Raw genomic sequence first — 23,264 nt, forward strand, 5'->3', positions numbered from 1 at the left:
CGCAACCCTCTTTCCAGCACCTCTGGTCAGCGAACCTTCAGCCCAGGCCATGCCAGCGCAGGTACGGCACATGGCTTGCCGCTCGGCCCAGGAATGCTTCGATACCTTCTCGCAGCGGCCGCGATGCCCCGGGAGCAAACAACGCCTCCTGCAGTTCACGGCCAGTCGCGCGGTCCAGCAGCCCTGCCGCTTCAAAGCGGGTGAACAGGTCGAAGGCATGGACATCCGACCACAGATACGCGTAATAACCTGCATCGTAGCCGTCCACCAGGTGGTCGAAAGCATGCGCCGGGTGCTCGAAGTCGGCCAGCGGCCAGTAACCACACCGTTCGCGGGCCTCCCCCAGGCGTTGCTCAAGCGTCCTGCCATCGTTCGGCGTGGCATGCAGGTCGAGGTCGAACAAGGCCAGGCTCAGATCTCGTGCAATCTCCTCCACGCCTAGCTGCCGCAAGCGATCCAGACATTCACCGACGCGTGCACGGTCAAGCGGGCTGCCATCCAGCTGGTGCGCCGAGATCGCCACCAGGTAATCCGCATCCCAGACCCAGCGCTCGAACAACTTGCCGACCAGTTCCACGCCATCGGTACCAAGTTCGGTAACGTTGGACATCACATGATTGGTCGTGCGCACCAGCAAATGGTGCAGGGCGTGGCCAAACTCATGGAACAGCTTGCGCAGAGACAGGTGGTCGAGCAACGGCTGGCTACCCGGCAACGCTGCTGGCACGTCGCAGTAGACCACCACCGAGGCCGCTTGGTAGATGCCTTCGGCATCGACCCGGCGGTTACGTACATAGGTGGTGAATACCGAATCAGGCTGCTTGCCGACATGCTGCACGGCGTCCAGGTACAGGAAGCCGATCAAGGCATTGTCCTGCCAAACCTCGAACGCTTGCACGCTGTCATCCCAGGTGGGCAGTGGCCTGGCCTGCAACATCACGCCAAACAGCTTCTCCATCAACTGCCGTAACGCACTGACCACAGCATTCAGCGGGAAGTATTCGCGCAGTGCTTCGGTGGAAAGCGCCGTGTTTGACGAGGCCTGCAGGTAGGCGATGTCCCAGGGTTGGACATTGCCCAGCCCCTGGGCTGTGGCTTGGCGCTGCATGTCGACGCGCCACCGCAGCATGGCCGGCCGTACCTGGTCGGCCAGGTCATGAAGAAAGCCGCGCACCTGAGCAACCGATCCCCCGCTCTTTACCTGCAGGCTCTGCTGCAGATGGCTGGCAAAGCCGAGCAGGTGGGCCTTTTCTTCGCGCAGCCTCGCCAGTTGTTCCAGGTGATAGCGATTGTCCTGCTGTTGGCCAGGGCCGACGCCCCGGGTGTTGTATGCCCGGTACACACGCTCACGCAGCTGCCGGTTATCGGCATGTTTGAGCACAGCGTCGGTGGTCACGCTTTCGCAGGCAATCAACCAACCGGGTTCACCCGCCTCTTGCGCCCTTGTAGCCAGCTCGTCACGGATGCGCTGAGGTACGCCACTCAGTTCGGATTCATCCGTGATGCTCAGTCCTGGCCGGTTAATATTGCTGCGAAACGCCTCGCTCGCCGCGCCGATCTGTTTCAGGAGTTCGGCCAGGCGTAACTTGCCTGCGGGGTCGAGCGAGGCACCGCTGGAGGCGAACTTGTCCAGATGCCAGCGCAGCGTGGCGCGTTTCTGGGCATCCAGCTGCTTGCCGATGTCGCTATTGGCCAAGCGCTCATACAAGGCCTGCAGTACGGAGTTGGTGAATTTCTGCTCGAACCGCTCGGTGGCCTTGGCGAAAAAGTCGACAATGGCAGCGGCCCAGGCGTCATCCCGGCCCACCAGTGGCGACGCCGCATACAACACTGCCAAAAGCTGGGCATCCAGCCCATCCACCGCCAACACCATGTCATCCCAGGTTGGCAATGCCTGCTGGTTGCGGATGATGTGTTCGATGCCCTGCCGGTGCGCCAGCAGCACATGGTCGAAGGCAATTTGCATGTTTTCCAGCGTAATCGCCGGGTAATCGACGGGGATGTTGCTATTTTGCAGAAGCGGGTTGTCCATGGTGCAACGCCTTGCTCGTAGAGAAGAGCAGGGGAGCTTGCATGGCCGGTGCACCACAGGTGGCCTGACTATCTACCACCCGGGCATTGCGCCCGGGCGGCACGAAGGCGTTATTCAGCCGGTTTCTTCAGCTTCGGGTTAGGGAAAAACTGCACGGTCTGAACCTTGGCTGGCGCCGCTTTCGGTGCCAGCTGGTTGACCCGCGTACCGAGCTCCTTCGGTACCGACAGGCCCTGCTCGTTGAGGGTGTCGGTAAAACCGCAAGCGACGCACTCGCGGTGCGGTACGCCGTCTTCGTTCCACATCATCAGCTTGTCGGTCTCGCTGCATGCCGGGCACACCGCCCCGGCAATGAAGCGCTTCTTGGTCTTGGTCACGGCTACCTCGCTCATGCTGCAGCGTCCTCGCTCAGGCCACTGTGGCGCAGCAAGGCATCTATGGAGGGTTCACGGCCACGGAAGTCGACGAACAGCACCATCGGCTCACGCGAACCGCCACGAGCCAGAATCGCCTCGCGGAAGGCGCGACCGGTCTCGGCATTCAGCACGCCCTCTTCCTCGAAGCGCGAGAAGGCATCGGCCGACAGCACTTCGGCCCACTTGTAACTGTAGTAACCGGCCGCATAGCCGCCCGCGAAGATGTGCGCAAAGCTATTGGGGAAGCGGTTGTAAGCTGGTGGGCGCATCACCGAGACCTCATCGCGTACGCCCTCGAGCACCTGCAGCACACTGCGGCCATCACCATGGCTGGCGTGCAGTTCGAAGTCGAACAGCGAGAACTCCAGCTGACGCACCATCATCATGCCCGACTGGAAGTTCTTCGCCGCCAGCATCTTGTCCAGCAGGTCTTGCGGCAGCGGCGCACCGGTTTCGAAGTGGCCGGAGATCAGCGCCAGGCCTTCAGGCTCCCAGCACCAGTTTTCCATGAACTGGCTGGGCAGCTCGACAGCGTCCCAGGCCACACCGTTGATGCCGGAAACACCGGCATGCTCGATACGGGTCAGCAGGTGATGCAGGCCGTGCCCGAATTCGTGGAACAGTGTGGTCACTTCGTCGTGGGTCAGCAAGGCCGGCTTGCCAGGGGCTGCCGGAGTGAAGTTGCAGACCAGGTTGGCCACCGGGCTCTGCAACCGGCCATCGGCGGTGCGGCGGCGGTCACGCGCGCCGTCCATCCAGGCACCGCCGCGCTTGTTGGCGCGCGCGTACAGGTCGAAGAAGAAGCGGCCGACGTGCTGGCCGTTTTCCTTGATCTCGAACAGACGCACGTCCGGGTGCCAGCTGTCGAAACCCTTGAGCTCAACGATTTCAATGCCGTACAGACGCTGCACGATGCTGAACAGGCCGCCCAGCACCTTGTCGATCGGGAAGTAGGCGCGCAAGGCTTCCTGCGACACGCTGTAGCGCTGCTCGCGTAGTTTTTCGCCGAAATAACCGGCGTCCCAGCTGGCCAGTTCCGGGCAACCCTGCCCGGCGGCATAGGCCTTGAGCTGCGCCAGGTCCTCTGCGGCGAACGGCTTGGAACGCTTGGCCAGGTCGCGCAGGAAGCCCAGCACCTGGTCGCTGGACTCGGCCATCTTGGTGGCCAGGCTCAGTTCGGCATAGTTCTTGTAGCCCAGCAGTTCGGCCAGCTCCTGGCGCAGGGCGAGGATTTCCTGCATCACCGGGCCGTTGTCGAACTGACCGGCATTCGGCCCCTGATCCGAGGCACGGGTGCAGTACGCGGCATACAGCTCTTCGCGCAGGGCGCGGTCATCGGCGTAGGTCATCACCGCGTAGTAGCTGGGGAACTCCAGGGTGATCAGCCAGCCGTCGAGCCCCTTGGCCTGGGCTGCCGCCGCCATCTGCGCCTTGGCCGAGTCGGTCAGGCCGGCGAGTGCGGCTTCGTCGGTCACGTGCTTGGTCCAGGCCTGGGTGGCGTCGAGCAACTGGTTGGAGAAGCGGCTGCCCAGCTCGCTGAGCTTGCTCTGTACTTCGGCGTAACGCTGCTGCTTGTCCGCCGGCAGGTCGATACCCGACAGGCGGAAGTCACGCAGGGCATGCTCGAGGATAGTCTTTTGCGCCGCGTCGAAGCCGCTGGCTTCCGGGCTGTCGATCAGCGCCTGGTAGGCTTCGAACAGCGCACGGTTCTGCCCGAGTTCGGTAGAGTAGGCGCTGAGCGCCGGCAGGCACGACTCATAAGCCTCGCGCAGCTCCGGGCTGTTGCACACCGCATTGAGGTGGCTGACCGGGCTCCAGGCGGCCCCCAGGCGGTCGTTCAGTTCGTCCATGGCCAGCACCAGGCCAGCCCAGGTGGGGTTCTTGCCTTGCTTTTCGAGGATCTCGGCAATGGCTTTACGGTTGTCGGCCAGGATCGCTTCGATCGCCGGCAACACGTGTTCGGCACGGATTTGCGAGAAGGGCGGCAGATCGTAGGACTGCAGAAGCGGGTTGTTCGCACTCACGGTTTGGATACCTTGGCAGAAGAAACACTGCCCCATCTTAATTACAATCGACGCCGACCGCAGCAGGCAGCCTGCCTATCGGCACAGATGAGAGACGCTATCATGGCCATCCGAAGCTTCCAGCAACACACTCCGAAAGTTGGACCACGGGTCTTCGTCGACCGTTCGGCGGTAGTGCTGGGCGACGTGGAGATCGGCGAAGACAGCTCGGTGTGGCCGCTGACCGTGGTGCGCGGCGACATGCACCGTATCCGCATCGGCGCACGTACCAGCGTGCAGGACGGCAGTGTCCTGCACATCACCCACGCCAGTCCGTTCAACCCTGACGGTTTCCCACTGATAATCGGCGACGAGGTGACCGTCGGTCACAAGGTCATGTTGCATGGCTGCACCCTGGGCAACCGCATCCTGGTCGGCATGGGCAGCACCATCATGGACGGCGCCATCGTCGAGGACGAAGTGATCATTGGCGCCGGCAGCCTGGTACCGCCGGGCAAGCGCCTGGTCAGTGGCTACCTGTACATGGGCAGCCCGGTGAAACAGGTCCGGCTGCTGAGCGACAAGGAGCATGCGTTCTTTGCCTACAGCGCCAGCAACTATGTGAAGCTCAAGGACCAGCATCTGGCCGAAGGCTACGATCAACCTGAATGACCGCTTCGCGGGCGAGCCCGCGAAGAAGGCTTTGCAGCACTCAAGTGGAACCTATGTAAATGCACCAGCAGAACATCCTCTTCGACCTCGACGGTACCCTGACCGACCCCCGCCAGGGCATCACCCGCTCGATCCAGTACGCCCTGGCCAAGCTGGGCATCGACGAGCCGGACCTGGCCCGCCTCGAGCACTTCATCGGCCCGCCCTTGCTGCAGGCGTTCATGCAGTTCTACAGCTTCGACGAGGCCAAGGCCTGGGAGGCGGTGAACTTCTACCGGGAGCGCTTCCGCGTCACCGGCCTGTACGAAAACCTGGTGTTCGAAGGTGTTCCGGAACTGCTCGCTGCCCTGAACAGCCAAGGTCGCACACTGTATATCGCCACCTCCAAGCCTTGGGAATTCGCCCGTGAAATCGCCCGCCACTTCGCCTTCGACCACCATTTCAAAGTGATCTACGGCAGTGAGCTGGATGGTACGCGCACCAACAAGGTCGAGCTGATTCGCCATCTGCTGGACGAAGAAAGGCTGGATCCTGCGCAGACGCTGATGATCGGTGACCGCAAGCATGACCTGATCGGTGCACGCAGCAACGGCTTGCAAGCGGTAGCGGTGGGGTATGGGTTTGGCAGCCAGGAGGAGTTGATGGCGGAGGAGCCGGCCTATCACTTTGCAACCTTGGCCGAAATGCATCAGGCATTCCTCAACGCTTGATGGCCATGGGGCCGCGTTGCGGCTCCCTGGTCTCATCGGTTAACCAGCAACCGCCGCAACGCCTCTTTCCGCGTTTCGATCGGCAGCCGTCCCAAATGCTCCACCCGCTCGTAAAACCGCGCCCAGTCCCCATCCACCTCGCGGAACAGTGCCGCAAACGCTGGCACCCACTGGTCATACAACCCGAACGGCAACAGCTTGGCATTGTTCATCGGCCCATATATCCAGGCGTCGTAACGCGTGTCACCGCCCCACGGGCCATCACGCAGCAGCCGATACTCGCGCCTTAGCCGCGCGAACTCAGCCTGCTTGGCCACTCGCTTGTGCGCATCATCCATCGGCCCGGCATAAATGGCCTGCAATCGCTCGCGGCTGGCCAGCACGAGCCGGGTGAACGGGTCGCGCTGCTGCCCCTGGGCCCGATCAACCGCTGCAAGCCCACGCGCCATGCGCCATTGCCGCGTACCTTCCTGCTCTACGAAGGAGGCGAATGATTCGTTGAACTCGGTGTCGTCCTGCACATAGAAGCGCTGGTGCGCCAGTTCATGGAAAATCAGCGTGGCCAGGCGCTCATCCCCCCAGCCCACCATCGACGACAGGATCGGGTCATCGAACCAGCCCAGGGTCGAGTAGGCTTCCACGCCACTCACGTACACATCCATGCCGTCCTGGCGCATCAACGCCGCCGCTCCACGCGCGGCACCGAGCTGGTAATAGCCGCGATACGCCACGCAACCTGCGATCGGGAAGCAGTGCGTGACCGGCTGCAACGAAAGCTCGGGCGTGGCGAACACATTCCACACCACGTAGGGCCGACCGAGTTCCACATAGACCCGGTAGCTGCGATTATCAGGCAGTCTCAGCTGCTGGCTGGCAAACGCACGCGCCTGTTCAGCATGCGTCAGGCGCTCACGCAATTGCGGCGGGGTAGCAGGATCGGCCACTACGTGCTCCACCGACTGGCGAGCGCGCAGCAGTTGCCACTGGCCTTCGGCCAACTGCTCGTAATAGGCCGTACTGGCGCAACCGTTCAGCAGGAGCACGGCAAGCGCGGGAACCAAACGGGTGAAAATGCGGTCGAGTGCCCCAGGGCCCGAGCGCTGAACAAGAAAAAATCGAAGCATCCGTTACGTCAGACTCGCTCTAGGCCGTTTCACTTCAAGACTATCTCGCCAAGGGGGAGTTTCGCCATGCGCGCACTGTTGGTCGCCGGCTCACTGTTGCTGATATCCGCCTGCTCGACCTTGCCGGACCCAGACCCGAACCAGGCCTGGATAGACCTCACTCCCTACGACAATACCTCGCTGCATGCACTGCAAGTCGATGAACGAGACTGGGCCGACAGCCGTTATTTCGAAGTGCCGCCTGGCAGCCACGAGTTGACCGTGCGCTACCAGTTCCCGGTCACCCCCAGCAATATCGGCCCGGTCGACGAGCCGCTGTGGCGAGACTGCCAGGTCAAGCTGACCTTCAAGGACTTCAGCGCTGGCCAGCGTTACCAGCTGCAGGCGGGCAGCATCGGTTTCCGTCCCTGGATCAAGCTCTATGATCATCAGCAAAGGTTGGTCGGGCAGGGCTTGCCTGCGGGCTGCCAGCACAGCTGATACGCACAAATGGCGCTATGCTTGTACCTTGTGAATCGCAAGCGGGAGTCTTGCCATGCGCCAGCCGATGATGCTGATCGCTCTCAGTACCCTGGGGGCCTGCGCCAGCCCCTTGCCACCCGTCGATCCCAAGCAGGCCTGGGTCGACCTCTACACCATGACTCCAGGCAGGGTAATCATGGCCGACCGCCTGGACGGCAAGCGTCTGGATGATGGCCGTTACTTCCAGGTAACACCCGGCAAGCACGAACTGGTCGTGCGCTTCGATTACGAGATCTACTCCGGCGGCCTCACTACCGACCCCAGAGACCGCACCTGCTACCTGACCGTGCGCTTCGACGACTTCAAGGCCGGTGAACGCTATCGCCTGGAGGCAAGGGCACCTGTGATGGAGCCGCAGGTGCTGCTGTATGACGGCAATCGCAAGGTGGTGGTCAACAAGCCCAGCGAAGTGTTCTGCATCCCCTGAATCCGGGGCTGCAGCGCACCCAGGTTCCGGAGCTACTGATCATTCTTCTGGTAGATGATCTTCCTGGTCCCGCCATCGCAGGACCCGACCACCATGTTCGGGTCCTTGACCTCGCTGTTGGGCACGATCTCCAAGGTGTAGGAGGCAACCCCCTGGGCCTGTATCTTGGCCTCGATCTCGGCCTTGAGCTCCTCGCACGGCTTTACCGCCGCCAACGCAGAGGTGGCGACCAGGGAAGCCAACACGGCGATTGCTACGCGTATCATCAAACGGCTCCTGAAAGAGGCAGCAATGCTGCCGACGCTGTCTAGCCTACAGCAAACTGCCCACATTGCACCGCTTCAAACCACCAGTGCCGCATCCAGGCTGATCCTGGCGTTCAGCACCTTGGACACCGGGCAGCCGGCCTTGGCCTTGTTGGCGATATCCAGGAACTGTGCCTCGCTTGCCCCGGGCACCTTTGCCCGCAACACCAGGTGTACGGCAGTAATGGCAAAGCCATCAGGCTGCTTGTCGAGTGTCACCTCGGCAGCCGTGTCGATCCGCTCGGCGGTCAGCCCCGCTTCACCCAGCATCATCGACAGCGCCATCGAGAAACAGCCAGCATGTGCTGCACCGATCAGCTCCTCGGGGTTGGTGCCGGGCACCCCTTCGAAACGGGTATTGAAGCCATAGGGGTTCTGCTTGAGCGCCCCGCTTTCCGTGGAAAGCAGGCCTTTGCCGTCCTTCAGGCCACCTTGCCAGATCGCCGATGCTGTCTTTTTCATGCTACCTCCTGGTCACTGGGTTACATACGTCTACGGTTCAGAGGCCTGTCGCGCCAGGCAAGTTCAGCGCAATCTGACCGCAGGCATTGAATCCAACGAATGCGCCCATACAGAAGCAAAAAGGCCTCTGGCCAACCACTTCCGCGGAGGCTCCATGACCCAGCTGAATGACCTGAAAATATCCACCCTCGACCTGGTGCCGGTGCGCGCCGACGCCGGCCCGGCGCAGTCGCTACGCAACTCGCTGGACCTGGCACAACACGTCGAACGCTTTGGCTACCACCGCTTCTGGGTGGCCGAGCACCACAACATGGACGGCATCGCCAGCTCGGCTACTTCAGTACTGATCGGCTACCTGGCCGGCGGTACTTCGAGCATTCGCGTGGGCTCCGGCGGGGTCATGCTGCCGAACCATGCACCGCTGGTGATCGCCGAACAGTTCGGCACCCTGGCCAGCCTGTACCCGGGGCGCATCGACCTGGGTCTGGGCCGTGCACCGGGTTCCGACCAGATGACCGCCTATGCCCTGCGCCGCGACCGTGCTGGCGGCCCGGACGACTTCCCGGACGACGTCGAGGAGCTGTCGCGTTATCTCGGCCCGCGTACCGATGATCAGAAAGTCATCGCGGTGCCAGGTCACGATACCGATGTCCCGATGTGGCTGCTTGGCTCCAGCCTGTTCAGTGCCCAGTTGGCCGGCACGCGCGGCATGCCCTACGCCTTCGCCTCGCACTTCGCACCGCGTTACATGCACGAGGCGATCCGCGTGTACCGCAATCACTTCAAGCCCTCGACCACGCTGGCCAAGCCGTACGTGATGCTGGGCATTCCCATGGTCGTGGCTGAAACCGATGAAAAGGCCGAATACCTGGCCACGTCGGTGTATCAGCGCATCCTGGCGCTGATACGCGGGCAAAGCCTGATGCAGAAGCCGCCAGTGGCAAGCATGGATGGCCTGTGGCTACCGCATGAGCGGGATGCGGTGGGCAGCTTCCTTGGCCTGGCGATGATTGGTAGCCCGCAGAAAGTGCGGGCCAAGGTGGAAGTGCTGCTGGAGCAGACCGGAGCGGACGAGCTGATCTTTACCTGTGACCTGTATGAGCATGCCGACCGGGTGCGGTCCTATGAACTGCTGGCGCAGGCCCTCAGGGCCGAGTGACCTTCGGCGCCGGCAAACCCGGCGCGGTCAGCTGTAGGCGCGGCCCTTCGCGACACAAGGCCGCGTCTACACGGACAGCGCCACAGTCAACGCCTATCTGGCCGGCGATGACGCCATGCCATCAGCCACGGCGGTACACGATCTCCTTGGTGCCGGCCTCGCAGCTACCAATCACCTTGCCCGCCGGTTCGCCCTTTTTCACGACCTCCAGGGTGTAGCCCTGAACACCCTTGGCATCCAGCTTGGCGGCAATCTCCGCCTTCAGCTCCTCGCAGGGCTTGCCTGCTGCCAACGCACCACCGGCCAGGCTCATCAGGCCCAGCGCCAGAATCACTTTGTTCATCAATTACTTTCCTTGTGCAGACGCGATCAGAAAGGGCGCCTGCCGAGGCGCCCGCTTCTTGAATATCCCATCCTGCCGGACTCATCCAGCCCGGTAACATTTCAGCTGTTGGCGATACGGAAGCCGACCTTCAGCGTGACCTGGAAGTGCGCCGCCTTGTTGTCGCGGATATGGCCACGGGTGTCGACCACCTCGAACCACTCAAGGTGCTTGATGCTCTTGCCGGCTTCAGCGAGGGCATTGTTGATCGCTTCTTCGATGCTGGTGGTCGAAGACCCTACCAGCTCGATCTTCTTGTACGTGTGATGGTCGGTCATGAGCGCTCTCCTTGGATATCAGTGTGATTGAGCCTAGCAGCGCAGGCAGGGTTTACCTGCGAGCCGCCACGAATATGGAAAGTTCGATCGCACTTTCGCTTCGCTTGGCAGTCGCAACCTCTACAGCCCACAACGCGAAGGAGAGTCAACATGCACCGCAATTCGCTGCGTAAAGCGTCCCTGGAAAGCATGGAAGCCGAGATCGAAAGCCTGCTGAAGAGCCTGGAAAGCCTCAAGCATGACGCTTCGGAAGAGTCCCAGAAGTCGGTCAAGGCCATCCGCAGCAGCGCCGAAAGCGCCCTTCGTCATTCCCGTAGCCTGCTGAGCGACGCCTACGAAGAAGTGAAGCAACGTACCCGCCAGACCGGCATTGCTACCCGTGATTATGCCCAGCAGCACCCCTACACCACTGCCGGCGTCGCCGTCGGCGCACTGGGCCTGCTGGCGGCCTACCTGCTGTGCAAGCGCAACTAAGCGCCTTGGCTGGCCAGTTCGGCACGTAGCCACTGCGCCAACTGCTCGGCGCGCCCGTCCGCGGCGCGCCGGGGCACCCACAACGCCAGCACTGCGGAGGTGGGGGAAAAGCCCCAAGGCGCACACAGGCGCCCGGCTCGCAGGTCATCGGCGACCAGCGGCTGCGGTGCAATCGCAACGCCCAGACCTGCCACCGCTGCTTCCAGCAGGTAATACAAATGCTCGAAGGCCTGCCCATGATGCAGTGCCGCCGGGTTCAGCCCTTGTTCCGCCGCCCAGGTCGGCCAAGCCTGCGGGCGCGAGGTGGTGTGAAGCAGGGCTTCGTCGAGCAGGGCGCTGGCAGGCGCACCCTGCAAGCGCTCGAAACCGGAATAGTGCGGACTGAGCACTGGCCCGATGCGCTCCTCGGCCAGCATGTGCACCTGCATGTCCGCCGGCCACGGCGGTTCGGCATACACCAACAGCGCATCCAGCCCCGGCCGACGTGGATCGAGGTCGCCTTCGCCTGCCGAGAGGTGCAGGCGCAACGCGGGTAAATCGGCCTTCAGTCGCCCCAACCGTGGAATGAACCAGCGCGCCAGGAGGCTACCCGAGCAACCCAGCACGAACGGCGCCTCGCTCACATCACGGCTGAGTTCGGCACATACGCTGCGCAGCCGGTCGAAGGCTTCGCCGCTGGCATCACGCAGGCGCACACCTGCATCTGTGAGTTTGATGCCGCGCCCGTCCTTGACGAACAGCACCACGCCCAAGTGCTCCTCAAGCACCTTGAGTTGCCGGCTGACTGCGCCATGGGTAACGTGCAGCGCTTCAGCCGCCTGGCTGACGCTATTCAACCGGGCGGTGGCCTCGAAGGCCCGCAGGGCGTTCAGGGGAGGGAGGTCGTGGGCCATGTTACCTGTGAGTTTTCCTGACAAGTTTGCGCAATCTTATCGGTTTTCAGCCGGGCCTGTCGTGGTTAGAGTAAAGCCCATCACTCATCCATTACGCCCTGGAGCGCCCCATGACCCAGTCCCAATACCGCCCCGGCCCCGACGCCAACGGCCTGTTCGGCTCGTTCGGCGGCCGCTACGTAGCCGAAACGCTGATGCCTCTGGTGCTGGACCTGGCCCGCGAATACGAAGCAGCCAAGGCTGATCCGAAATTCCTTGAAGAGCTGGCTTATTTCCAGCGCGACTACATTGGCAGACCCAACCCGCTGTACTTCGCCGAGCGTCTGACCCAACACTGCGGCGGCGCCAAGATTTTCTTCAAGCGTGAAGAGCTGAACCACACCGGCGCGCACAAGGTGAACAACTGCATCGGCCAGGTACTGCTGGCCAAGCGCATGGGCAAGAAACGCCTGATCGCCGAAACCGGTGCCGGCATGCACGGCGTGGCGACCGCTACCGTCGCCGCCCGCTTCGGCCTGCCTTGCGTAATCTACATGGGCGCCACCGACATCGAGCGCCAGCAGGCCAACGTATTCCGCATGAAGCTGCTCGGCGCCGAAATTGTCCCGGTCACCGCGGGTACTGGCACCCTGAAAGACGCCATGAACGAGGCACTGCGCGACTGGGTCACCAACGTCGAAGACACCTTCTACCTGATCGGTACCGTGGCCGGCCCACACCCGTACCCGGCCATGGTCCGCGACTTCCAGTCGATCATCGGCAAGGAAACCCGCGCCCAGTTGCAAGAGAAGGAAGGCCGCCTGCCAGACAGCCTGGTCGCCTGCGTCGGTGGCGGTTCCAACGCCATGGGCCTGTTCCATGAATTCCTCGAAGAGCCGAGCGTGCAGATCATTGGCGTCGAAGCCGGTGGCCACGGCGTACACACCGACAAACATGCCGCCAGCCTCAACGGCGGCGTCCCAGGCGTGCTGCACGGCAACCGTACCTACCTGCTGCAGGATGCAGACGGCCAGATTACCGACGCCCATTCGATCTCCGCCGGCCTGGACTACCCGGGCATCGGTCCTGAACATGCCTACCTGCACGAAGTGAAACGTGTGGAATACGTCAGCATCACCGACGACGAAGCGTTGGATGCGTTCCACGCCACCTGCCGCCTGGAAGGCATCATCCCGGCCTTGGAGAGCTCCCATGCCTTGGCCGAGGCGATCAAGCGCGCGCCGAAGCTGCCCAAGGACCACCTGATGGTCGTGTGCCTGTCGGGCCGCGGCGACAAAGACATGCAAACCGTCATGAACCACATGGCTGCCCAGGAGAAACAGGCATGAGCCGTCTTGAACAACGCTTCGCCGAGCTGAAGGCCGAAGGCCGCTCGGCACTGGTCACCTTCATTACCGCGGGCGACCCGGGCTATGACGCCTCGCTGCAGATCCTCAAGGGCCTGCCGGCAGCCGGTGCCGACGTGATCGAACTGGGCATGCCGTTCACCGACCCGATGGCCGATGGCGTGGCCATCCAGCTGGCCACTTTGCGTGCCCTGGAAGCCGGCCAGACCCTGGCCAAGACTCTGCAGATGGTTCGCGATTTCCGTGTGGATGACCAAGCCACGCCGATCGTGCTGATGGGCTACTACAACCCGATTCACCGCTTTGGCGTGGAACAGTTCGTGGCCGAGGCCAGGCAAGCGGGCGTCGATGGCCTGATCATCGTCGACCTGCCGCCGGAGCACGATGCCGAACTGGCCACCCCGGCCCAGGCCGCAGGCATCGACTTCATCCGCCTGACCACCCCGACCACCGACGATGTGCGCCTGCCACGCGTGCTGGAGCGCAGCTCCGGGTTCGTCTACTACGTGTCGGTGGCCGGTGTGACCGGCGCCGGCTCGGCCACCAGCGAACACGTGACCGAGGCCATTGCCCGCCTGCGTCGGCATACCGACCTGCCGATCAGCGTTGGCTTCGGCATTCGTACGCCGGAGCAGGCGGCGAACATCGCCCGCCTGGCGGACGGTGTGGTGGTGGGTTCGGCGCTGGTCGACAAGATCGCCCAGGCCAAGAGTGCCGAACAGGCGGTGAACGATGTGCTGAGCCTCTGCTCGGCACTGGCTGAAGGGGTGCGCGGCGCCCGCCGCTGATCCACGCCGAATGCTTCGCGGGCCCGCCCGCTTCCACAGGGACCACACGATGCTGAAAGCTGTGGACCTGGGGGAGTGGGCTTGCCCGCGAACAGCGCCGATACAAGCAATACAGAAAACTATCCCCCGAAGATCGACAAATCCAGCGGCCGCACAGCCCCCATCCAGATCGCATGGTCCCGATGGTCCGCCAGTTCATCCCCGGTCAGCGGGTGCATGAACACCACCAGCCCCTTGCGGTACAACGCCAACCAAGGCAACACCACGCCTACCACCTCCGGCCCGAACGCCAACTGGCAGCTCCAGTCCGGGTGCGGCCCCACCGGCTTCTGGTGCATGCGCCCCATGGTCACCGGGAACAGTCGCGCAGCCTCCTCGCACAACTCACGGGCCTGCGCCATGGTCGCTGCGTCGTAGTACACATGGGCGTGGTAACCCTTGATTCTCTGCACGATAACTCCTGTTTACGGTCCAAACCTCACCACCTGCAAAGGAAGTGATGCCGTGAAAAACGCCGAAACGCCCGTATTCAAGCTGGTCCTGTTCGGGCCTGAAAGCAGCTTGGGCAATGCCCTGATGGTCGAGCTGCTGTCGCGCCAGCACGAAGTCACGGCCGTGGTGAATGATCTCAACCGCCACGCGCCGCGCCCGGGCCTGCATTTCAAGCTAGGCGGGCTGGGCGATGCGGACCAGGCGGAACAGGGTGCAGCAGGCGGTTCGGCGGTGATTGCCCTGTTGTCGACACTGGCGCCGGGCGACCTGCCCGGTCAGGCGCACATGAGCCAGGCGCTGCTGGCGGGGCTCAAGCGCACGACTATACGCCAGCTGCTACTGGTGGGCGATTTCGCTGTGCTGGACAAGCCAGGCAAGTACAGTGAAGTGGAGCGGGAATGCGTGAACCAGGTGGTCGATGGCTTGCAGCGCAGCGCCTTGCACTGGACGTTGATCAATACGCCGCCGGAGCTGCCAGGGTTGGGGATGGAGCATTTTCGCAGTACCGAGGGCACGTTGGAGCCGGGGTTGGGTGAGCCTTTGCGGCAGCTGGCCAGGGTCGCGGCAGGAATGGTGGATATGCTGGAGCTGGGTTTGCACCGGGGCGAGCATCTGAACTTCGTGGTCTAGACTGCCGGAGCTGCTACGGCGACCTCAAAGGCTGCGCTCACGCTCCAGCCAATCCACAAACCGCTGGATCAGCGCCCCGCGCCGCTTGCGCGGCGGCAGCACCACGTAATACCCCCGGGCCGAACGCAAGCTACCTTCTAGTGGCCGGCACAGCAGCCCCTGGTCCACCAGCCCGTCCACCAGGTGGCCCCAGCCAATCGCCACGCCTTGGCCGGCGATCGCCGCCTGAATCAGCAAGGTATAGTTATCGAACCGCAACTGTCCCGGCGGCGGCGGGCTGGCCACGCCAAACCCACGGAATACCCCCGCCCAGTCGAACCAGCGGCTGGCCTGCTCGCCCTTCAAGTGCAGCAACGGCAACCGTTGCAAATCCTCGGCTGACAAGGGCTTGCCATGAATCAGCCGAGGGCTGCAGACCGGGAAAACTTCCTCATCGAACAACCAGCGGCTCTCACCTTGGTGAAAGCGCCCGTCACCAAACAGCACTGCCACATCGATGTCCGGGCGCAACATGCCCAGGCTGCGTTCACCCGTCACCAGGCTCACATCCACCTGTGGATAAGCCTGGTGAAAGCGCTGCAACCGTGGCATCAGCCAGAACGCCGCAAAAGCGAAGTCGGTCGCTACCTGCAGCACCTCGCGCTGGCCTCTCCCGCAGACCTCAGCGATGCCGTCATCCATGGCCTGCAGGCCCTGATACACCTGTTCGAACAACACCTGGCCAGCCTCGGTCAGCACGATGCCCCGGTAAATGCGGTCGAACAAGCGCGTGCCCAACTGAGCCTCCAGCCGTTTGATCTGCTGGCTCACTGCCGGCTGCGTGGTGCCAAGCTCCAGGGCCGCCGCAGTGAAGCCACGCAGCCGTGCGGCGGCCTCGAACACGCGCAAGGTGTCCAGCGACAAGTCGGCAAGGTGCTCAAACATAAGCGTGGCTAATCCTATTCATTGTTCGCCATGGGCTTTACCCATGTTATCCACAGACGCATCTTGGTAGGCAAGCGGTTCGCATAATTCTCAACGATGGAAGCCACCATGACGCGCCCGAATATCCTGTTCATCATGGCCGACCAGATGGCCGCGCCCTTGCTGCCGATCTACAGCCCGTCGCCGATCCAGATGCCGCACCTGAGCCGCCTGGCCGAGCAGGCGGTGGTGTTCAACGCTGCCTACTGCAACAGCCCATTGTGCGCCCCGTCCCGTTTCACCCTGGTCAGTGGCCAGTTGCCCAGCCGCATCGGCGCCTACGACAACGCCGCCGACTTCCCCGCCGATGTACCGACCTACGCCCACTACCTGCGCCGCCTTGGCTACCGCACCGCGCTGTCAGGCAAGATGCACTTCTGTGGCCCGGACCAGTTGCATGGCTACGAAGAACGTCTGACCAGCGATATCTACCCAGCAGACTATGGCTGGGCGGTGAACTGGGATGAACCGGACGTGCGCCCAAGCTGGTACCACAACATGTCCTCGGTGCTGCAGGCCGGCCCGTGCGTGCGTACCAACCAGCTGGATTTCGACGAAGAAGTGCTGTTCAAGGCGCGCCAGTACCTGTACGACCACGTCCGCGAAAACGATGGCCGGCCGTTCTGCCTGACTGTGTCGATGACCCACCCGCACGACCCGTACACCATCCCCAGGCGCTACTGGGATCGCTACGAGGGTGTGGATATCCCGATGCCGCGCGCCGAGTTCGCGCAGGCGGAACTTGACCCCCACTCGCAGCGCCTGCTGAAGGTGTACGACCTGTGGAACAAGCCCCTGCCGGTGGACAAGATCCGCGATGCCCGCCGCGCCTACTTCGGCGCCTGCAGCTACATCGACGACAACATCGGCCAGTTGTTGCAAACCCTCGAGGAATGCCACCTGGCCGACAACACCGTGATCGTGTTCTCTGGCGACCACGGCGACATGCTCGGTGAGCGGGGCCTCTGGTACAAGATGCACTGGTTCGAGATGTCGGCGCGGGTACCGCTGCTGATACACGCGCCCAAGCGTTTCGCCGCATGCCGGGTGGACGCCTCGGTGTCGACCTGCGACTTGCTGCCGACGCTGGTCGAGCTGGCAGGCGGGTCTGTGGATAAAAACCTGCACCTGGACGGCCGCTCGCTGCTTGGCCATTTGCAAGGGCAGGGCGGCCACGACGAGGTCATCGGCGAGTACATGGCCGAAGGCACGGTCGGGCCGCTGATGATGATTCGCCGTGGCCCGTACAAGTTCGTGTACAGCGAAGACGACCCATGCCTACTCTATGACCTGAGCCGCGACCCGCACGAGCGGGAGAACCTCACCAGCAGCCCGGACCACCAGGCGCTGCTGCAGGCATTTGTCGATGAAGCACGGCAACGCTGGGATATTCCCAGCCTGCGCCAGCAGGTGCTGGCCAGCCAACGCCGCCGCCGCCTGGTGGCCGAGGCGCTGGCCATCGGCAAGCTGAAAAGCTGGGACCACCAACCCTGGGTGGACGCCAGCCAACAGTACATGCGCAACCACATCGATCTCGACGACCTCGAGCGCAAGGCACGTTATCCACAGCCCGCACCCTTGGAATGAGTAAAGAGAGGCCGCCATGCATCAGTTCTCCGCCGCCGTGTTCGCCCTGGCCATCAGCCTGGGCACGAGCACCGTTTACGCCACCGACAGCGACACGCAATGCACTACCGTGAAATTGGCCGACCCCGGCTGGAGCGATATTGCCTCGACCAACGCCGTGGCCCGCCTGCTGCTGGAAAGCCTGGGTTATCAGGTCAAGATCGACAGCCTGGCTGTACCGATCATCTATGGCGGCCTCAAGGATGGTCGCGTAGATGCTTTCCTCGGCAACTGGATGCCCGCGCACCAGGGCTTTCATGACAAGTTCATCGCCAATGGCGACGTGAAGCAGCTGTCACGCAATCTGGAGGGAACCGAGTTCACCCTGGCAGTGCCCGATTATGTATGGAATGCCGGGGTCAGGGACTTTGCCGACCTGCAGAAACACGCCGACCAGTTTGACAAGAAGCTTTACGGGATTGGCTCCGGCGCCCCGGCCAACCTGTCACTGAAGGAAATCATCGACAAGAATGAATTCAACCTTGGCCAATGGAAGCTGGTGGAATCCAGCGAGCAGGCGATGCTGGCGCAGGTTGACCGAGCGGTGAAAAAACAGCAGTTCATCACCTTCCTCGGCTGGACCCCGCACCCGATGAACGTGAAGTTGAAAATGCATTACCTGACCGGCGGGGAGAAGTGGTTCGGCAGTAAAGGCGACGTCTATACCTTGACCCGCAAAGGTTATCCACAAGCCTGCCCCAATGCGGCGAAGCTGCTGGAAAACCTGAAGTTCACGCTGGATATGGAAAACAGCATCATGGCCGAGGTTGTGGATAAGAAGATCAGCTTCGACGAAGCGGCCAAGGCCTGGGTGAAAGCGCATCCCGAGGTGCTGGATGGGTGGTTGGCCGGGGTGAGCACCAGAAGTGGCGAGGATGCTGGCAAAGCAGTAAAAACCAAGCTCTAAACCGATCCTGTGGGAGCGGGTTCACCCGCGAATGCGTCAGTGAGGCTACCAATGCATTCGCGGGTAGACCCGCTCCCACACAGGACAGTGCACCTTCGGAAATCTGGATATCTCATGCATCGCCTCGCTCACCTGCTGCCCTTCCTCACATGGCTGCCGCGCCAATCGGGCCGCAGCCTGCGCCAGGACCTGCTGGTGGGCCTGAGCGGTGCCATCCTCGCCCTGCCACAATCCATCGCCTATGCCCTGATCGCCGGCCTGCCTGCCGAATACGGCCTGTACGCCGCCATCGTGCCGGTGCTGATCGCCTGCCTGTGGGGCTCGTCCTGGCACCTGATCTGTGGCCCGACCGCCGCCATTTCCATCGTGCTCTACGCCAGTATCAGCCCGTTGGCCGTGGCCGGCAGCGCCGACTACGTAACCCTGGTGTTGTTGCTGACTTTCCTCGGCGGCCTGTTCCAGTTGCTGCTCGGGCTTTTGCGCTTCGGCGCGCTGGTCAACTTTGTCTCCCATTCCGTGGTGCTTGGCTTCACCCTGGGCGCTGCCATCGTCATTGCCCTGGGCCAACTACCCAACCTGCTGGGCATGGACCTGCCCAGTCAGGCCACTGCGCTCAAGAGCGTGCAGGACCTGGCCAGCCATGCCGGTGAGGTAGACCTGCCTTCGTTGGTGCTGGGCCTGGCCACCGTGGTGATCGGCGTAGCCTTCAAGCGCTGGCGCCCACGCTGGCCGAGCCTGTTGCTCAGCCTGATTCTGGTCAGCCTGCTGGCCTGGCTGCTACCCGGCTTGTTTGGCCATGTACCGCGAGTGCCAGCGTTCACCGGCCAACTGCCACCCTTCAGCCCGCTGCCCTTGCTGGATGTGGAACTGGTTCTGCGGCTACTGCCCAGCGCCGTGGCGGTGGGCATGCTCGGGCTGGTCACCAGCCTGTCGATTGCTCGCTCGTTGTCGGCACGTTCGGAGCAGCTGATCAACGCTGACCAGGAAATTCGGGCCCAAGGCCTGTCGAACATCATTGGAGCGTTCTTTTCCGGCTACCTGTCTTCCGGCTCCTTCACCCGCTCTGGGTTGAGCTATGACGCTGGCGCCCGCTCCCCCCTGGCCGGGGTGTTCTCGGCATTGTGGGTGGCGCTATTCGCCGTTGCCGGGGCCGGGCTGATTGCGCATCTGCCGATTCCGGCCATGGCCGGCAGCATTCTGTTGATCTGCTGGGGGTTGGTGGACCACCGCGCGATTCGTGCGCTGTTTCGGGTCAGCCGTTCGGAATTCCTGGTCATGGCACTGACAGCGGCGGCGACGTTGTTGCTGGAGCTGCAAACCGCGATCTATGCCGGGGTATTGGCATCGCTATTCTTCTACCTCAAGCGCACGTCACGGCCAAGGGTGCAGCAAACGCGTGAAGGGGAGGCGGACGTGCTGCGGGTAGGCGGGTCGATCTTCTTTGGCGCAGCGCCTTACCTGCAGGTGCGCTTGCAGCGCTGCCAGGGGCCACATGTGGTGATCGATGCGCGGCAGGTGAACTTTATCGACTATTCCGGTGTGGATATGTTGCACCGCGAGGCGCGCCGGTTGAGGCGGGCGGGGGGAAGCCTGACCTTGCACCGGGCCAGGCCGCAGGTGATCGAGGAACTGCAGAAGCTGGAAGGGGCGGAGTTATGCCCGATCCGGTTTGACGAATGAGCTGTGAATCCTGGGGCTGCTTTGCAGCCCCGACAATTTCAGCCCCGAGCGAGCTGTCGGCGCAACTCCGCCAAAACCGGCGCCGTATCCGGGCGCACGCCTCGCCAGACAAAGAAGGCTTCAGCCGCCTGCTCAGCCAGCATCCCCAGCCCGTCCAGCACCTGAGCCGCCCCAAGCCTGGTAGCCCACTGGCAAAACGGCGTCGGCTCCTTGCCATACATCATGTCGTAGCACACCGTACGCCCCGCCTCGACCAGGCTGTCGGCAATCGGTGGCAATTCACCGGCCAGGCTCGCCGAAGTGGCATTGATGATCACGTCCACCGGCTCCTGCAACCAGGCAAAACCACTGGCCACCACCGGCCCCAGTTCATCGAATTCCCGCGCCAGCTGCTCGGCCTTTTCCACAGTGCGGTTGGCAATGACCAGCGACTGCGGCTTGTGTGCCAGCAGCGGCTCCAGCACGCCCCGCACGGCGCCGCCAGCACCGAGGATCAGGATGCGCTTGCCCGCCAGCGCGACACCGGCATTCACCGTCAGGTCACGCACCAGGCCCGCGCCGTCGGTGTTGTCGCCCTGCAAGGTACCGTCGGCCAGCTTGCACAGCGTGTTCACCGCGCCCGCGCGCTGGGCGCGTGGGGTCAGGCTGTCACACAGGCGGTAGGCCTCTTCCTTGAACGGCACAGTGACGTTGGCGCCGCGGCCTTGCTTGAAAAAGCCACGCGCACAGTCACTGAACTCGTCCAGCGGCGCCAGCAGGGTAGCGTATTCCAGGTCCTGACCGGTCTGCTCGGCAAACAGACGGTGGATCAACGGCGACTTGCTGTGGCCGATGGGGTTACCGAAAACGACGTACTGGTCCATGGCGATTCCTTTGTTGTGCAGGGGCTTACTGGCTGAGCCAGTCGCGGTCCTGCAGGAAGTAGTCAGTCAGGCGTGCTTCTTCGCTGCCAGGGGCGGCCTTCCAGTCGTAGCCCCAGCGGACCTGCGGCGGCAGTGACATGAGAATGGACTCGGTACGCCCGCCCGACTGCAGGCCGAACAGGGTGCCACGGTCGTAGACCAGGTTGAACTCCACATAGCGGCCACGGCGATATTCCTGGAACTCACGCTGTTGCGGGGTGTAAGGCGTGTTCTTGCGGCGCTGGACGATCGGCAGGTAGGCGTTGATGTAGGCATCGCCAATAGCACGGATGAAGGCAAAGCAGGTGTCGAAGTCCCACTCGTTCAGGTCATCGAAGAACAGGCCGCCAATACCACGCGGCTCGCCACGGTGCTTGAGATGGAAGTAACGGTCACACCAGGCCTTGTAGCGCGGGTACACGTCGGCACCGAACGGCGCGCAGGCCTGCTCGGCGACGCGGTGCCAGTGGATACAGTCTTCCTCGTTGCCGTAATAGGGGGTCAGGTCGAAACCACCGCCGAACCACCACACGGCTTCTTCACCTTCCTTTTCGGCGATGAAGAAACGCACGTTGGCATGCGAGGTAGGCACATGCGGGTTGTGCGGGTGGATCACCAGCGACACGCCCAGGGCCTCGAAGCCACGGCCCGCCAGCTCGGGGCGGTGGGCGCTGGCCGAAGGCGGCAGGCCTGCACCGAATACGTGAGAGAAGTTGACCCCGCCTTTCTCGATCACCTTGCCATCGCCGATCACCCGTGTGCGCCCCCCGCCACCGGCCTCGCGCACCCAGGCATCCTCGACGAAGCGGGCACCACCGTCTTCTGTTTCAAGGGCAGAGCAGATGCGGTCTTGCAGGTCGAGCAGATAGGCTTTCACGGCCTCGGTGCGGCTAGTCATCGGGTCACCAGGAACGGGCAGGGAACAATTCGCCGCGTAGCATACCACCGCCAGGGCGTGCGCCGCAGTTGACGGGGATCAGGCAAAGGCGTCCGATAGAAGGCCTTTCCCGATCCCGACTACAGGAGTGCGAGATGGCCAAGCGTATCCAGTTCAGCCAGCATGGCGGCCCGGAAGTACTGCAGTTTGTAGAATTCGAACCCGCTCCGCCCGGGCCGCAGCAGGTGCGCGTGCGTAACCATGCGATCGGCCTGAACTTCATCGACACCTACTTCCGCAGTGGGCTGTATGCACCGCCATCGCTGCCCTCCGGGCTGGGTACCGAGGCGGCGGGGGTGGTCGAGGCCGTGGGCGAGGGCGTGACCCGCCTGAAAGTGGGCGATCGCGTCGCCCATGCCGGTGGGCCGCTGGGTGCGTACAGCGAAGTGCATACGCTGCCGGAGGCCAACCTGGTCAAGCTACCCGACAACATCAGCTTCGAGCAGGCGGCGGCGGTGATGCTCAAGGGTCTGACCGTGCAGTACCTGTTGAAGCAGACCTACGCGGTGAAGCCAGGCGATGTGATCCTGTTCCACGCAGCGGCCGGCGGCGTGGGTTCGTTGGCGTGCCAGTGGGCCAAGGCGCTGGGCGCCAAGCTGATCGGCACCGTCAGCTCTGCCGAAAAGGCCGAACGGGCCAAGGCGTTGGGCGCGTGGGCGACCATCGACTACAGCCATGAGGATGTGGCCAAGCGGGTGCTGGAACTGACCGACGGCAAGAAATGCCCGGTGGTGTATGACGGCGTGGGTGCGGATACCTGGTTGACCTCCCTGGATTGTTTGCAGCCGCGTGGTTTGATGGTGAGCTTCGGCAATGCCTCGGGCGCGGTGAGCGGGGTGAACCTGGGCATTCTGGCGCAGAAGGGTTCGCTGTACGTGACTCGGCCGACACTGGCGAGCTATGCCAACAATGCCGAGAACACCCAGGCCATGGCCGATGATCTGTTTGCGATGATTGGCAGTGGCAAGCTGGTTGTGGATATCCAGCAGCGGTATCCGCTGAGCGAGGCGGCCAAGGCGCAGACGGAGTTGTCGGCGCGCAGGACGGTGGGGTCAACGGTATTGTTGCCTTGAATGGCTGGGAGCGCGGTAGGACGACGATGTGTACGCCCTGAGGTTTTCAGCGCCTGTGAGA

The 23,264-nt window shown here is 63.0% G+C and carries 26 protein-coding genes; 13 read left to right on the forward strand and 13 right to left on the reverse strand.

What is annotated here, in order from left to right:
- Nucleotides 1–37: 37 nt before the first annotated feature.
- The 3 genes from B4L76_RS21365 to prlC form a co-directional block, all read right to left on the reverse strand.
- Nucleotides 38–2,032 (reverse strand): M3 family metallopeptidase, encoded by a 1,995-nt coding sequence (locus B4L76_RS21365; protein WP_296235118.1) that lies wholly within the window; start codon nucleotides 2,030–2,032, stop codon nucleotides 38–40.
- A gap of 110 nt (nucleotides 2,033–2,142) precedes the next feature.
- Nucleotides 2,143–2,424: a YheV family putative zinc ribbon protein gene (locus tag B4L76_RS21370; RefSeq protein ID WP_296235119.1), complete on the reverse strand. Its 282-nt coding sequence runs from the start codon at nucleotides 2,422–2,424 to the stop codon at nucleotides 2,143–2,145.
- Nucleotides 2,421–4,472: an oligopeptidase A gene (prlC, locus tag B4L76_RS21375; protein ID WP_296235120.1), complete on the reverse strand. Its 2,052-nt coding sequence runs from the start codon at nucleotides 4,470–4,472 to the stop codon at nucleotides 2,421–2,423. The genes B4L76_RS21370 and prlC overlap by 4 nt, the downstream gene beginning before the upstream one ends.
- Nucleotides 4,473–4,574: 102 nt before the next feature.
- Between prlC and B4L76_RS21380 the strand changes: the two genes are divergently transcribed.
- Both B4L76_RS21380 and B4L76_RS21385 read left to right on the forward strand, forming a co-directional pair.
- The gene (locus B4L76_RS21380; protein WP_296235121.1) at nucleotides 4,575–5,123 is read left to right on the forward strand and encodes a gamma carbonic anhydrase family protein; all 549 of its coding nucleotides are present in this window, start codon (nucleotides 4,575–4,577) and stop codon (nucleotides 5,121–5,123) included.
- A 59-nt stretch (nucleotides 5,124–5,182) separates the two neighbouring features.
- Nucleotides 5,183–5,833 (forward strand): HAD family hydrolase, encoded by a 651-nt coding sequence (locus tag B4L76_RS21385; protein WP_296235122.1) that lies wholly within the window; start codon nucleotides 5,183–5,185, stop codon nucleotides 5,831–5,833.
- 32 nt (nucleotides 5,834–5,865) lie between these two features.
- On the opposite strand, the gene B4L76_RS21390 is transcribed toward B4L76_RS21385, so the two are convergent.
- A complete protein-coding gene (locus B4L76_RS21390) occupies nucleotides 5,866–6,957 on the reverse strand; it encodes an aminopeptidase (RefSeq protein WP_296235123.1) in 1,092 nt (363 codons plus the stop codon).
- Nucleotides 6,958–7,023: 66 nt separating this feature from the next.
- Here B4L76_RS21390 and B4L76_RS21395 point away from each other — a divergent pair, with 66 nt between their 5' ends.
- Together B4L76_RS21395 and B4L76_RS21400 are read left to right on the forward strand one after the other, a co-directional pair.
- Nucleotides 7,024–7,437, forward strand: coding sequence for a hypothetical protein (locus B4L76_RS21395; protein ID WP_296235124.1), 414 nt, complete (start codon nucleotides 7,024–7,026; stop codon nucleotides 7,435–7,437).
- A 55-nt stretch (nucleotides 7,438–7,492) separates the two neighbouring features.
- Nucleotides 7,493–7,906 carry a hypothetical protein gene (locus B4L76_RS21400; RefSeq protein WP_296235125.1) on the forward strand — a complete coding sequence of 138 codons (414 nt, stop codon included), beginning with the start codon at nucleotides 7,493–7,495 and terminating at the stop codon, nucleotides 7,904–7,906.
- Between the two features lie 32 nt (nucleotides 7,907–7,938).
- Here the strand turns inward: B4L76_RS21400 and B4L76_RS21405 are convergent, their stop codons facing one another.
- Together B4L76_RS21405 and B4L76_RS21410 are read right to left on the reverse strand one after the other, a co-directional pair.
- Nucleotides 7,939–8,172: a DUF1161 domain-containing protein gene (locus tag B4L76_RS21405; protein ID WP_296235126.1), complete on the reverse strand. Its 234-nt coding sequence runs from the start codon at nucleotides 8,170–8,172 to the stop codon at nucleotides 7,939–7,941.
- Nucleotides 8,173–8,247: 75 nt separating this feature from the next.
- A complete protein-coding gene (locus B4L76_RS21410; RefSeq protein ID WP_296235127.1) occupies nucleotides 8,248–8,673 on the reverse strand; it encodes an OsmC family protein in 426 nt (141 codons plus the stop codon).
- A 154-nt stretch (nucleotides 8,674–8,827) separates the two neighbouring features.
- Here B4L76_RS21410 and B4L76_RS21415 point away from each other — a divergent pair, with 154 nt between their 5' ends.
- The gene (locus tag B4L76_RS21415) at nucleotides 8,828–9,832 is read left to right on the forward strand and encodes an LLM class flavin-dependent oxidoreductase (protein ID WP_296235128.1); all 1,005 of its coding nucleotides are present in this window, start codon (nucleotides 8,828–8,830) and stop codon (nucleotides 9,830–9,832) included.
- A gap of 121 nt (nucleotides 9,833–9,953) precedes the next feature.
- Here B4L76_RS21415 and B4L76_RS21420 read toward each other — a convergent pair whose 3' ends face one another.
- Entirely contained in the window at nucleotides 9,954–10,175 is a 222-nt protein-coding gene (locus B4L76_RS21420; RefSeq protein ID WP_296235129.1) for a DUF1161 domain-containing protein, read from the reverse strand.
- Nucleotides 10,176–10,276: 101 nt separating this feature from the next.
- Nucleotides 10,277–10,492 (reverse strand): dodecin, encoded by a 216-nt coding sequence (locus tag B4L76_RS21425; RefSeq protein ID WP_170027603.1) that lies wholly within the window; start codon nucleotides 10,490–10,492, stop codon nucleotides 10,277–10,279.
- 150 nt (nucleotides 10,493–10,642) lie between these two features.
- Here B4L76_RS21425 and B4L76_RS21430 point away from each other — a divergent pair, with 150 nt between their 5' ends.
- On the forward strand, nucleotides 10,643–10,966 hold the full coding sequence (locus B4L76_RS21430; RefSeq protein WP_296235130.1) for a DUF883 family protein: 324 nt from the start codon (nucleotides 10,643–10,645) through the stop codon (nucleotides 10,964–10,966).
- Here the strand turns inward: B4L76_RS21430 and B4L76_RS21435 are convergent.
- Nucleotides 10,963–11,859: a LysR family transcriptional regulator gene (locus tag B4L76_RS21435; RefSeq protein ID WP_296235131.1), complete on the reverse strand. Its 897-nt coding sequence runs from the start codon at nucleotides 11,857–11,859 to the stop codon at nucleotides 10,963–10,965. The two genes, B4L76_RS21430 and B4L76_RS21435, sit on opposite strands and share 4 nt — an antisense overlap.
- Before the next feature lie 110 nt (nucleotides 11,860–11,969).
- Here B4L76_RS21435 and trpB point away from each other — a divergent pair, with 110 nt between their 5' ends.
- Both trpB and trpA read left to right on the forward strand, forming a co-directional pair.
- Nucleotides 11,970–13,187, forward strand: coding sequence for a tryptophan synthase subunit beta (gene trpB / locus B4L76_RS21440; RefSeq protein WP_296235132.1), 1,218 nt, complete (start codon nucleotides 11,970–11,972; stop codon nucleotides 13,185–13,187).
- Nucleotides 13,184–13,993, forward strand: a complete 810-nt coding sequence (trpA, locus tag B4L76_RS21445; protein ID WP_296235133.1) for a tryptophan synthase subunit alpha — start codon at nucleotides 13,184–13,186, stop codon at nucleotides 13,991–13,993. Before trpB ends, trpA begins: the two co-directional genes overlap by 4 nt.
- Before the next feature lie 119 nt (nucleotides 13,994–14,112).
- Here the strand turns inward: trpA and B4L76_RS21450 are convergent, their stop codons facing one another.
- Nucleotides 14,113–14,445 carry a DOPA 4,5-dioxygenase family protein gene (locus B4L76_RS21450; protein ID WP_296235134.1) on the reverse strand — a complete coding sequence of 111 codons (333 nt, stop codon included), beginning with the start codon at nucleotides 14,443–14,445 and terminating at the stop codon, nucleotides 14,113–14,115.
- Nucleotides 14,446–14,497: 52 nt separating this feature from the next.
- Here B4L76_RS21450 and B4L76_RS21455 point away from each other — a divergent pair, with 52 nt between their 5' ends.
- Entirely contained in the window at nucleotides 14,498–15,115 is a 618-nt protein-coding gene (locus B4L76_RS21455; protein ID WP_296235135.1) for an NAD(P)-dependent oxidoreductase, read from the forward strand.
- A gap of 24 nt (nucleotides 15,116–15,139) precedes the next feature.
- Here the strand turns inward: B4L76_RS21455 and B4L76_RS21460 are convergent, their stop codons facing one another.
- Nucleotides 15,140–16,039: a choline sulfate utilization transcriptional regulator gene (locus tag B4L76_RS21460; protein WP_296235136.1), complete on the reverse strand. Its 900-nt coding sequence runs from the start codon at nucleotides 16,037–16,039 to the stop codon at nucleotides 15,140–15,142.
- Nucleotides 16,040–16,147: 108 nt separating this feature from the next.
- Here B4L76_RS21460 and betC point away from each other — a divergent pair, with 108 nt between their 5' ends.
- The 3 genes from betC to B4L76_RS21475 all read left to right on the forward strand — a co-directional run bounded on the left by betC (nucleotide 16,148) and on the right by B4L76_RS21475 (nucleotide 20,291).
- Nucleotides 16,148–17,665 carry a choline-sulfatase gene (betC, locus tag B4L76_RS21465; RefSeq protein ID WP_296235137.1) on the forward strand — a complete coding sequence of 506 codons (1,518 nt, stop codon included), beginning with the start codon at nucleotides 16,148–16,150 and terminating at the stop codon, nucleotides 17,663–17,665.
- Between the two features lie 16 nt (nucleotides 17,666–17,681).
- Nucleotides 17,682–18,611 (forward strand): choline ABC transporter substrate-binding protein, encoded by a 930-nt coding sequence (gene choX, locus B4L76_RS21470; protein WP_296235138.1) that lies wholly within the window; start codon nucleotides 17,682–17,684, stop codon nucleotides 18,609–18,611.
- Nucleotides 18,612–18,725: 114 nt separating this feature from the next.
- Nucleotides 18,726–20,291 carry a SulP family inorganic anion transporter gene (locus B4L76_RS21475; RefSeq protein ID WP_296235139.1) on the forward strand — a complete coding sequence of 522 codons (1,566 nt, stop codon included), beginning with the start codon at nucleotides 18,726–18,728 and terminating at the stop codon, nucleotides 20,289–20,291.
- A 38-nt stretch (nucleotides 20,292–20,329) separates the two neighbouring features.
- On the opposite strand, the gene aroE is transcribed toward B4L76_RS21475, so the two are convergent.
- Complete coding sequence (gene aroE / locus B4L76_RS21480) at nucleotides 20,330–21,154, reverse strand: shikimate dehydrogenase (protein ID WP_296235140.1); 825 nt, start codon at nucleotides 21,152–21,154, stop codon at nucleotides 20,330–20,332.
- Between the two features lie 25 nt (nucleotides 21,155–21,179).
- Complete coding sequence (gene hemF, locus B4L76_RS21485) at nucleotides 21,180–22,091, reverse strand: oxygen-dependent coproporphyrinogen oxidase (RefSeq protein WP_296235141.1); 912 nt, start codon at nucleotides 22,089–22,091, stop codon at nucleotides 21,180–21,182.
- A 134-nt stretch (nucleotides 22,092–22,225) separates the two neighbouring features.
- Here hemF and B4L76_RS21490 point away from each other — a divergent pair, with 134 nt between their 5' ends.
- Complete coding sequence (locus tag B4L76_RS21490) at nucleotides 22,226–23,203, forward strand: NADPH:quinone reductase (protein WP_296235142.1); 978 nt, start codon at nucleotides 22,226–22,228, stop codon at nucleotides 23,201–23,203.
- The last annotated feature ends 61 nt before the right edge of the window (nucleotides 23,204–23,264 follow it).

Source organism: Pseudomonas sp. UBA4617, assembly GCF_002386445.1.
GTDB lineage: Bacteria > Pseudomonadota > Gammaproteobacteria > Pseudomonadales > Pseudomonadaceae > Aquipseudomonas.